Annotated in this window: 9 protein-coding genes; 6 read left to right on the top strand and 3 right to left on the bottom strand. The window is 41.6% G+C overall.

What is annotated here, in order from left to right:
• Nucleotides 1–928, top strand: a 928-nt coding sequence (gene mdh, locus BHV72_RS04330) for a malate dehydrogenase (RefSeq protein ID WP_286854897.1), incomplete at its 5' end; no start/stop codon positions are given.
• Between the two features lie 104 nt (nt 929–1,032).
• Here mdh and BHV72_RS04325 read toward each other — a convergent pair.
• Nucleotides 1,033–2,484, bottom strand: coding sequence for a DUF6057 family protein (locus BHV72_RS04325; RefSeq protein WP_122294773.1), 1,452 nt, complete (start codon nt 2,482–2,484; stop codon nt 1,033–1,035).
• Between the two features lie 6 nt (nt 2,485–2,490).
• Nucleotides 2,491–3,933, bottom strand: a complete 1,443-nt coding sequence (locus tag BHV72_RS04320) for a TolB-like translocation protein (RefSeq protein WP_149921660.1) — start codon at nt 3,931–3,933, stop codon at nt 2,491–2,493.
• 301 nt (nt 3,934–4,234) lie between these two features.
• Between BHV72_RS04320 and BHV72_RS04315 the strand changes: the two genes are divergently transcribed.
• From BHV72_RS04315 to BHV72_RS04300, 4 genes are read left to right on the top strand one after another with little or no spacing between them, the layout of a single operon-like run.
• Nucleotides 4,235–5,698, top strand: coding sequence for a TolC family protein (locus BHV72_RS04315; protein WP_122295073.1), 1,464 nt, complete (start codon nt 4,235–4,237; stop codon nt 5,696–5,698).
• Between the two features lie 10 nt (nt 5,699–5,708).
• Nucleotides 5,709–6,701, top strand: coding sequence for an HlyD family secretion protein (locus BHV72_RS04310; RefSeq protein ID WP_022042293.1), 993 nt, complete (start codon nt 5,709–5,711; stop codon nt 6,699–6,701).
• A 2-nt stretch (nt 6,702–6,703) separates the two neighbouring features.
• A complete protein-coding gene (locus BHV72_RS04305; protein ID WP_005679177.1) occupies nt 6,704–7,885 on the top strand; it encodes an ABC transporter permease in 1,182 nt (393 codons plus the stop codon).
• A complete protein-coding gene (locus BHV72_RS04300) occupies nt 7,886–9,145 on the top strand; it encodes an ABC transporter permease (RefSeq protein ID WP_005679176.1) in 1,260 nt (419 codons plus the stop codon).
• Nucleotides 9,146–9,304: 159 nt separating this feature from the next.
• Here the strand turns inward: BHV72_RS04300 and BHV72_RS04295 are convergent, their stop codons facing one another.
• Nucleotides 9,305–9,892 (bottom strand): porin family protein, encoded by a 588-nt coding sequence (locus BHV72_RS04295; RefSeq protein ID WP_286854893.1) that lies wholly within the window; start codon nt 9,890–9,892, stop codon nt 9,305–9,307.
• A 397-nt stretch (nt 9,893–10,289) separates the two neighbouring features.
• On the opposite strand from BHV72_RS04295, the gene BHV72_RS04290 reads away from it, so the two are divergent.
• Nucleotides 10,290–10,655: a BlaI/MecI/CopY family transcriptional regulator gene (locus BHV72_RS04290; RefSeq protein ID WP_005679174.1), complete on the top strand. Its 366-nt coding sequence runs from the start codon at nt 10,290–10,292 to the stop codon at nt 10,653–10,655.
• The last annotated feature ends 6 nt before the right edge of the window (nt 10,656–10,661 follow it).

Here is a 10,661-nt window from a genome sequence, read left to right as displayed (position 1 = left end):
CGTAGTAGGCGCAGGTAACGTAGGTGCTACATGTGCAAATGTACTTGCTTTTAATGAAGTAGCAGACGAAGTAGTAATGCTGGACGTTAAAGAAGGCGTATCAGAAGGTAAAGCAATGGATATGATGCAGACAGCTCAGTTGCTGGGCTTCGACTCTACATTGGTAGGCTGCACAAACGATTATGCTCAGACTGCTAACTCTGACGTTGTTGTGATTACTTCAGGTATTCCTCGTAAACCGGGTATGACTCGTGAAGAACTGATCGGTGTTAATGCTGGTATCGTTAAGTCGGTAGCAGAAAACCTGTTGAAATATTCTCCTAACGCTATCATTGTAGTTATCTCTAACCCAATGGACACAATGACTTACTTGGCATTGAAAGCTCTAGGCTTGCCGAAGAACCGTGTTATCGGCATGGGTGGTGCACTGGATAGCTCTCGTTTCAAATATTTCTTGTCTCAAGCTATCGGTTGCAATGCTAACGAAGTAGAAGGTATGGTTATCGGTGGTCACGGTGATACTACCATGATTCCTTTGACTCGTTTCGCTACTTATAAAGGTATGCCTGTAGCTAACTTCATTTCTGCTGAAAAATTGGAAGAAGTTGCTGCCGCTACTATGGTAGGTGGTGCTACACTGACTAAGTTATTGGGTACTTCTGCATGGTATGCACCGGGTGCAGCAGGAGCATTCGTCGTTGAATCTATCCTGCACGACCAAAAGAAAATGGTTCCTTGTTCTGTATTCCTGGAAGGCGAATACGGCGAATCTGATCTTTGCATCGGTGTTCCTGTTATCCTGGGCAAGAATGGCATCGAAAAGATCGTTGAACTGAACCTGAACGAAGACGAAAAAGCTAAGTTTGCTGCTAGCGCTAAAGCTGTTCACGGCACTAACGCTGCTTTGAAAGAAGTAGGTGCTCTTTAATCTAAAGATCCCCTTTAACTTTATATAAGCAAGAAAGTTCCTATTCTTTTAAAAGGTGTCTTCTTTGTAGAAAGACACATGGTAAGAATAGGAACTTTCTCTTTTTAGTTCTCCGCCGATTTCTTCACTGCCTTCATACAGTAATAGAACAACCAAAATGAATCTCGGTAATTGATTTCCAACATTTTCTGATTCATCGTTCCTCCTTTCAACAAAGCATGAAATGAATTAAAATCCTTCACTACCTCCTGTCCCACCGGATAGCGACGCAATATGTCCGGATGTTGTGTTGCCAGTACCAGCAACGCTTCTTCGTAATAACGGGGAAGCTTGACGCTAAAAGGCTTGTACAACAAACTGAATACCTTATAGAACTTATCCACATCTTTTGATATCAACAGCCCGCAAAGCAAATAATCCACAGCTTTCCGGTTTTCGGGATAACGGTCTACCATACGTGCCATATCCGAAAGAAAAGGATGCGCACCTATAAAAAACGGAGACGTATTCTTTCCACTGTTAATCTTATCTTCCACACCGGCTGACGCCAAGTATTCACCCAGCAACTGTGCCTGTTTCGTGTGGCAACTTGTATGTTTCATTACTTCTACATACTTGGCAAGCATTCGATTGCGACCTTGATGAACACAAGCGTCCACAATTGCTCTCATAGAACGAAAACTGTTCCCGTAGGGAGAAAGAATTCCTGCCTGGAAAGCATTATGAAGCAATTCGTTATCCAGTTCCAAAGCACGGAAGAACTGCATATTAAAATTACGACAGAATTGCTTGTCTACACGTTCATAAAAGAAACAGGCAGGTTCGGTCACTCCATAAGCAAACATCCGTTCCGGCAACTGTCCCTTTTCTGAAAGAGCCAACAAAGTCCAGCGCAACAAAGAAGAATTCTTTTTCGTCATTTCCGGAGTCACATTCTGTAAAATGGCATCCCAATTTCTATTCTCAGCAAGGTGGTCTATGCGAGAAATGAATTCCGTTTCCTTCTGCTTTTCATCGGTCACTTCACGGTAAACGATGAAACCCAACAGTAAACAAGGCACGATGTAAGTGAAAAAAGGAGAAGAAAAGAAATAACGTTCTCCCCATGCTACCGGAGCCTTTCTTCGGATCGTAAGCAACCATACAAGCAACGCTAACACAGCAGAAATGCTACACCACCACATCGAACGGACCAAAAGCACATCAGCAAACTGCCCGCTCATAAACCAGATAACCGGAATGAATGAAAGCCACAACAATCCTTTATTGCGCGTCAAACGGGCGATGATACAATCGGCTGAAAGCAACACAATAAGCACAAACAACATTTGCACCAAAGCTCCACTTGTACGGAACCGGAAGAATTGTAGGAGATAAGCCCCTACATATTGCGCCCAATCAGAAGGAAGGGAAAGTTGTATACCGGCAAAATCAGGCGTGAAAGAGAAAAAAGAGTTTCCTTCCAGTAACCAAAGATAATTAGGAAAGACAATATACCAAATCAGAAAAATTACCGGACAGACCAGTAATAAATGAAATAAAAATATCTTCTTCATAGCATCTTATTTTTGAGGGAAGAATAAAGCATTAAGCTGTTTCTGTGGCAATGTCACCTCCCCCTTAATAAATTCGGGAATATTATAGGACTTCGTACGTAACACATTATGTTCAACAGTAGACTGAGGGAGCAGGAAAGGTTTATGTATGTTTCCCTTTTCATCCATCCAAGCAATGAAAAGCCTTGTATAGCGGCCGTCTAGCCTACGGCTACTAAACAAAATCCAACGACCGTTCGACGACCAGGAATGATAGCTCTCAGTCTCGGCACTATTCAGAATTTCAACGTCCAGTTCCTCACCGTCAGATAGTCTCAGCATTTTCAAATCTGCCTCTTTGTGCCAAATAGGGAAAGTGGCACAAGCCGCTTTCGTGTACAGCAAATAATGTCCATCGGGAGACAAACGCGGAAAAGAGACACTGCCTCCATCGCGCTCCGCATTGTATATCGTATCAATTCGTTCGCCAAACGTTCCGGTTGCCTCATCAAAATCGACTTTGCAAAGGCTATAATGCAAATTTTGGTAATCTATTGGCATATTCTTAGGTAAAGCGCCACAATAATAGAGCGATTTCCCATCTGCCGACCAGGCAGGAAATGTCTCCCAATGTGCTTCGTCCATAAAGCGTTTATCCGTCAGTACCTTCTTGGTCTGAGTGTCATATAAAATCAAGTCAGACTGAAGATCATACACTTCCAGCGCCTTTTCACCTTCACTAAGAAAAGACTGACGGGTGAGATTGGAAGAAAACACGATATATCGTCCATTGGGATGCCACATCGGATAGGTTCCGCTTTTCTTGGGACCGGTTGTCTCCAACGGTAGTTTGCTCAATTCACCATCTTTCCATAAAGCAGTGCCACCACCTTCTCCCCTGACATGAAATATCATTTGTTGTGGAGAATAATTAGCGAAAGAATGACAGTTCATGCACTTACTTTTATCCGCACGATTAGTAGCAATCTCCTTTTCTTCGAACGAAGTGAGATTCCTCTGATAAATACCCAGCATATTCCAACCTTCATATCCCGGTTCTATCAGCCGATAAGCAATCCATTCGTCAATAGCATCCGATGCAACCCGAACCGTGAAAGGTTTATATCGTACCCCTTCAGGAGAAGACGAATTCCATACGGACACTGTGATTTCCAGATCTTTGTCCTTCAGTTTGTCTAACATTTCCTTCCACTTTTTCTTCGGGATACGAACCTCATGCTTACCCGTGACTGTCAGAAGATTGACACCTTCACCCGCAAAATCGGCACGTATTTCTTGTGCACCCTTCACTTCGAAATTTAAAGGCGCTATATTATAAGGTATAGCCGTAAACGTATAATCAGGAAAAACAGACGGATAACTGTTACTGACAGTTTGTGCCTCTTTTACATTTTCGCAGGATATAAACAATCCCACACTTATCGCTCCGATAAGCCATTTAATATTCATGATGTGTTGTATTATTGATTGCAGGTAACATTTTCTGCAAATATATATAAAACTGGAAACACAAACGAACAAACAAATAACAAATTAGCTGTTGGAAGGAAAATATTTCAAACAACAGCCCGTTATTAAAAAAAGCTAATTCATTTTGTGCTTTCAAAGAAAGCATATACTTTTGCATCGTTGTTTATGCAATTATTGTTCGTGATAACAAGTTCAAAAAAACAGACTACTTCAATAAACAAATTACATAAGAAGCGGGTTATTAAAATAGAAGTATCACCTTATTAATATGCAAGATGCGATGAAAAAGCTATTTCTTCTGACAATACTGCTAAGTATGACTTTTATAGTAAAAGGGCAAACTTTACTAAGCTTGGATAGTTGCCGCGCATTAGCCCTTGCCAACAATAAAGACTTGTTGATTAGCAATGAAAAGATAAATGCGGCCCACTATGAGAGAAAAGCAGCATTTACCAACTACCTGCCCAACTTCTCGGCAACCGGGACCTATATGAGAAACCAAAAAGAGTTTTCTCTATTAAATAAAGATCAGAAAGCTGCGCTTTCGGGATTAGGGACTAATCTGGCAGGTCCCATACAACAGGCTGCTACACAGATTGCAACAGCACATCCCGAACTTGCTCCATTAATATCTTCATTAAGCGGAGAACTCGGTGCCGCCTTACCTGCCCTCGATCAAGTAGGAAATTCATTAGTAGATGCCCTCCGTACAGATACAAGAAATGTATATGCCGGTGCTATCACACTGACCCAACCTCTCTATATGGGTGGTAAGATCCGCGCCTACAACAAAATAACAAAGTACGCCGAAGAGTTAGCCCAGCAGCAGCACCAAGGCGGTATGCAGGAAGTAATTATGAGTACTGACCAGGCTTACTGGCAGGTTATTTCGCTGGTAAACAAAAAGAAACTGGCGGAAGGATATCTGAAACTTCTGCAGCAACTGGACAGCGATGTGGAAAAGATGATTGCCGAAGGAGTAGCAACCAAAGCGGACGGTTTATCCGTACGGGTAAAAGTAAATGAAGCGGAAATGACACTAACGAAAGTGGAAGACGGATTAAGCCTTGCCCGAATGTTGTTATGTCAACTATGTGGCATTGATCTTAGCTCTCCCATTACGTTAGCGGACGAAGATATGGAAGATATTCCGTTACTCACAACAGATACTCATTTCGATATGTCTACCGCTTATGCAAATCGTCCGGAGATACGCAGTCTCGAACTGGCTACACAGATTTACAAGCAAAAAGTAAATGTAACCCGTGCCGAACATCTTCCTTCGATTGCACTAATGGGGAATTACGTGGTCACCAATCCTTCTGTCTTCAATAGTTTTGAGAACAAATTCAAAGGAATGTGGAATGTGGGTGTCATGGTACAGATACCTATATGGCATTGGGGAGAAGGTATTTACAAAACCAGAGCCGCCAAATCAGAAGCACGTATCGCACAATACCAACTTCAAGACGCTAGAGAAAAAATAGAATTGCAAGTCAATCAAGCTGCATTCAAAGTAAATGAAGCAGGTAAAAAGCTGGTGATGTCTACCAAGAATATGGAAAAGGCGGAAGAAAATCTCCGTTACGCCACACTCGGCTTCAAAGAGGGAGTCATTGCCACCAGCAATGTTCTTGAAGCCCAGACAGCCTGGCTATCTGCCCAATCAGAAAAGATTGACGCTCAAATAGACGTAAAATTAACAGAAATCTATCTAAAGAAATCATTAGGAACTCTTAAATAACTCATATTATATGGCAACTACAAAATCACAAAACAGCAATATGCTGCTTGCATTCCTTACCCTGCTGGGAGTTATTGCAATCGTTGCAGTCGTTGGTTTTTTCATGCTTCGCAAAGGACCTGAGATTATCCAAGGACAGGCTGAAGTTACTGAATATCGTGTTTCAAGCAAAGTTCCGGGACGTATATTGGAATTTCGCGTGAAAGAAGGCCAACAAATAAATGCCGGTGACACACTGGCTATCCTGGAAGCGCCGGACGTAGTGGCCAAAATGGAACAGGCGCGTGCCGCGGAAGCTGCCGCACAAGCGCAGAATGAAAAAGCAATCAAGGGTGCCCGCCAGGAACAGATACAGGCTGCTTATGAAATGTGGCAAAAAGCACAGGCAGGAGTTACCATTGCCGAAAAATCATACAAGAGGGTGAAGAACCTTTATGAACAAGGAGTAATGCCCGCACAAAAACTGGACGAAGTTACTGCACAGCGTGACGCCGCCATTGCCACTGAGAAAGCTGCGAAAGCACAATATACAATGGCTAAGAACGGAGCCGAACGTGAGGACAAAATGGCTGCGGAAGCACTGGTTAACCGGGCAAAAGGAGCTGTTGCCGAAGTTGAATCTTATATTAAGGAGACATATCTGATCGCTCCTGCTTCGGGAGAAGTATCGGAGATATTTCCCAAAGTAGGCGAACTGGTAGGTACAGGCGCACCGATTATGAATATTGCCGAACTCAACGATATGTGGGTAACGTTCAACGTACGTGAAGACTTGCTCAAAAACCTGACTATGGGAACAGAATTTGAAGCTGTTGTACCTGCACTTGACAATAAAGCCATCAAACTGAAAGTATATTATCTGAAAGATTTAGGTACTTACGCTGCTTGGAAGGCAACCAAAACAACCGGCCAGTTCGACCTGAAAACATTCGAAGTGAAAGCCAGCCCTCTGGAGAAAATAGAAAATCTTCGTCCGGGTATGTCTGTCATCATTGATAAGTAACCATGAAAGAGAGAGAAAAAAAATATATAGCATTGTGGCAGGTCATGCAAAGAGAGTGCCGGAGGTTAGTATCACGTCCGCTATATCTCTTTTGCATGGTGATAGCTCCATTGTTCTGCTATGTATTTTTCACTACTTTAATGGATTCGGGACTTCCCAAAGATCTTCCGGCAGGTGTGGTAGATATGGATGATTCATCTACCTCCCGCAACATCGTGCGCAATCTGGACGCTTTTTCGCAGACAGGTGTCGTCGCCCATTACAGCAATGTGAGTGATGCACGTATTGCCGTACAGGAAGGGAAAATCTACGGATTCTTCTACATTCCGAAAGGTCTGTCCGCCGAAGCGCAAAGCCAACGGCAACCCACAATTTCCTTCTATACCAATTATTCTTATCTGATTGCAGGCTCCCTGCTTTTCAGGGATATGAAAATGTTGGGAGAACTGACAGCCGGTGCTGCCGCACGAACCACACTCTATGCAAAAGGCGCCACGGAAGATCAGGCAATGGGGTTTCTTCAACCGATCGTGATTGATACGCATCCATTAAATAATCCATGGCTGAACTACTCTGTATATCTATGCAACACATTGATACCGGGTGTTCTTATGCTGCTTATATTTATGGTAACGGTTTATTCTATCGGGGTGGAAATCAAAGACCGTACCGCCCGTGAATGGTTACGCATGAGCAATAACTCCATTTACATTGCACTGGCAGGGAAACTGCTTCCACATACAGTTGTTTTTTTCATCATGGGTATATTTTATAATGTATACTTATACGGTTTCCTCCATTTCCCATGCAATAGTGGTATCTTCCCTATGATTTTCGCCACACTTTGCCTTGTACTAGCATCGCAATGTTGCGGTATAGTCATGATAGGTACATTACCCACTCTCCGGCTTGGATTAAGTTTTGCCTCTTTGTGGGGCGTCATTTCTTTCTCCATTTCCGGCTTCTCATTCCCTGTTATGGCAATGCACCCTGTACTGCAGGCGCTCAGCAACCTATTCCCATTGCGTCATTATTTTCTAATCTATGTCGACCAGGCACTCAACGGATATAGCATGGCTTACTCTTGGAGCAATTACATGGCACTATTAATATTTATGATGCTCCCCTTCTTTGTGGTTCACCGCTTGAAGGAGGCACTGGTTTACTATAAATACATACCCTAAATGAAAGATATAAAATTAAAAGACAAGATAGCCCAAGGCATCAACGACCTGTTTTATATCTGGAAACGGGAGTTTCAGACTACTTTCCGCGACCAGGGGGTACTGATATTCTTTATACTCGTCCCATTGGGTTATCCTTTGTTATATAGCTTTATCTATGATAACGAAGTGGTGCGCGAAGTCCCGGCTGTCGTTGTAGATGACTCACATTCCTCTCTCAGCCGTGAATATCTCCGGAAAGTGGACGCCACACCGGACATTCAAATCGTCTCTTACTGTGCTGATATGGAAGAAGCTAAACAGATGTTGAAGAACCGACGTGCCTATGGCATTATCTATATCCCTTCCGATTTTAGTGACAATATCGCCAAAGGAAAACAGACGCAAGTCAGCATTTACTGCGACATGAGCGGACTGTTATACTATAAATCCATGCTGATTGCCAACACCGCCGTCTCACTGGATATGAACAAGGACATCAAGATTGCACGTAGCGGAAACACTACCGACCGGCAAGATGAAATCACTGCTTATCCGATAGAATATGAAGAAATCTCGATCTTCAATCCGACTGCCGGATTCGCTGCCTTCCTGATTCCTGCCGTCCTAGTATTGATTATCCAACAGACATTACTGCTGGGAATCGGCCTTGCTGCCGGAACAGCCCGCGAAAACAACCGTTTCAAAGACCTTGTACCTATCAACAGGCATTACAACGGAACATTACGAATTGTACTCGGTAAAGGACTAAGTTATTTTCTGGTTTATATATTGGTAGCTTTTTATGTACTATATGTCGTACCAAGACTATTCAGCCTCAACCAAATAGGACAGCCCAGTTCATTAGTATTATTTGTGGTTCCTTACCTGACAGCTTGCATCTTCTTTGCAATGACGGCCTCGATCGCCATTCGCAACCGAGAAACGTGTATGCTGATCTTTGTCTTCACATCCGTTCCCTTGTTGTTTATTTCCGGAATTTCATGGCCGGGGGCCGCAATCCCTCCATTCTGGAAATACGTCTCCTATATTTTCCCCTCTACTTTCGGGATTAATGGTTTTGTGAAAATCAACAATATGGGAGCTACGCTAAGTGAAGTTGCCTTTGAATATAAAGCTTTATGGTTACAAGCAGGCTTTTATTTCTTAACTACTTGCTGGGTATATCGTTGGCAAATACTTATGAGTCGTAAACATGCAATAGAAAGATATAAAGAATTAAAAGAGAAAGAGAATTTATCAAAGCAGATAAATAACTGATTGAAACAACAAAAGAGAGAGATAGTAACGGCGCCCCCTTTTATAAGGAGGATACGCCGTTTTTCTTTTTATAAGGAGAAACCCATAAAAAAATCCCCCGCCCAAAGAGAGTATAAGGCGAAGGATTTTCAGAGATATTATAAAGAGAGTATAATTCTATTAGAATTTGTAACCTACACCGATAGAGAAGTTGATGTTCTTCGGAGCACCATCACCATCATATATTTTAGTCAAACCAAATTCTCCAGTCAAATCAATAAAGAATTTATTGATTTCATAAGCAACACCTACACCAAGACCTGCATCGAACTTCTTTGCACCTTCCATTAAGATATCACCGTCTTCATCTTTAGTGTCTTTAAAGAAATCAATCTTTTCACCCCCTACTTTATATTTACCAGCAATACCAAAGCCAAAATAAGGGCCTGCTTTTACCACAATATTTTGATTGTCAGCAATTGCAAATCTCGCAGCAGCCATTACAGGAATTTCCAAATACATAGGATTAGCTTTCAACTCATCCATTTTAGCTCCTTTCTGGGTGAACATCAAAGAAGGTTGAATAGACCACATATCAGTAAACTGATATTCCATACCAACACCAACATTAAACCCAACTCTCATGTCAGTGTCAGAATCTCCAGTGAAATTACTCATGTTCATACCGACCTTAGCATTCCAAGAAATCTGAGAATAAGAAACGATAGAAACAAGTGCAAATAGCACAAAAATCAAACATTTTTTCATATCATTTATTTTTTAGTGTACCTTCCTCCTCCCTCTGGTTGGCATTATTAATTAACTTCTTTGCTAAGTGCGGGGAATCTTCCGTACCTTATCAATAGTATCGAAACGCACCTTTCATATTTAACGTCTGTTTTACAGCCACAAATATATTTCATTTATTTTATATAAAAAAGTCTCCAATGACACCTTTTTTTCCACAAATGTTATTAAAGTGTGATTATTTAGGCAAAAATAGCGCCTATCCAACCAATTTTTATGCTTAAATAATTTTCCGATTACTCCTTAATCAAAATATTATTGCAGTAATCATACATTTACAATAATTAACTGACTAATTATTGCTTTATTACGAAATATTCGTAGATTTGCGAAGTAATCGTAATTAAACAACATCTCCATGGAAAAGTTAACAATACAAGAAGAAGAAGTAATGATCTACGTTTGGGAGTTACAAAGCTGTTTCGTAAAAGATATCGTTGCGAAGTATCCGCAACCGGCTCCTCCTTATACAACGGTAGCATCGATCGTAAAAAACCTCGAACGAAAGGGGTATGTCACATCAAAACGTGTGGGAAATACCTATCAATACACTCCTGCCATTCGAGAAAATGAATACAAACGTCACTTTATGAGTAGCGTAGTTCGTAATTACTTTGAAAATTCCTACAAAGAAATGGTTTCTTTCTTTGCCAAAGACCAAAAGTTATCGACTGATGATCTCAAAGACATTATCGAACTAATAGAAAAAGGAAAAGATAATTAATAGTAA

Source organism: Bacteroides sp. 43_46, assembly GCF_001915455.1.
In the GTDB taxonomy this organism is placed as follows: Bacteria; Bacteroidota; Bacteroidia; order Bacteroidales; family Bacteroidaceae; genus Bacteroides; species Bacteroides caccae.
Note: the sequence above shows the minus strand (reverse complement) of the source record. Positions and strands in the feature narration are given on the sequence as shown.

Excerpts from the sequence above, each read along its gene's own strand:
- BHV72_RS04320 (WP_149921660.1), bottom strand. The coding sequence starts at position 3,933 with ATGAATATTAAATGGCTTATCGGAGCGATAAGTGTGGGATTGTTTATA.
- BHV72_RS04325 (WP_122294773.1), bottom strand. The coding sequence starts at position 2,484 with ATGAAGAAGATATTTTTATTTCATTTATTACTGGTCTGTCCGGTAATT.
- BHV72_RS04290 (WP_005679174.1), top strand. The coding sequence starts at position 10,290 with ATGGAAAAGTTAACAATACAAGAAGAAGAAGTAATGATCTACGTTTGG.
- BHV72_RS04315 (WP_122295073.1), top strand. The coding sequence starts at position 4,235 with ATGAAAAAGCTATTTCTTCTGACAATACTGCTAAGTATGACTTTTATA.
- BHV72_RS04300 (WP_005679176.1), top strand. The coding sequence starts at position 7,886 with ATGAAAGATATAAAATTAAAAGACAAGATAGCCCAAGGCATCAACGAC.
- BHV72_RS04305 (WP_005679177.1), top strand. The coding sequence starts at position 6,704 with ATGAAAGAGAGAGAAAAAAAATATATAGCATTGTGGCAGGTCATGCAA.
- BHV72_RS04310 (WP_022042293.1), top strand. The coding sequence starts at position 5,709 with ATGGCAACTACAAAATCACAAAACAGCAATATGCTGCTTGCATTCCTT.
- BHV72_RS04295 (WP_286854893.1), bottom strand. The coding sequence starts at position 9,892 with ATGAAAAAATGTTTGATTTTTGTGCTATTTGCACTTGTTTCTATCGTT.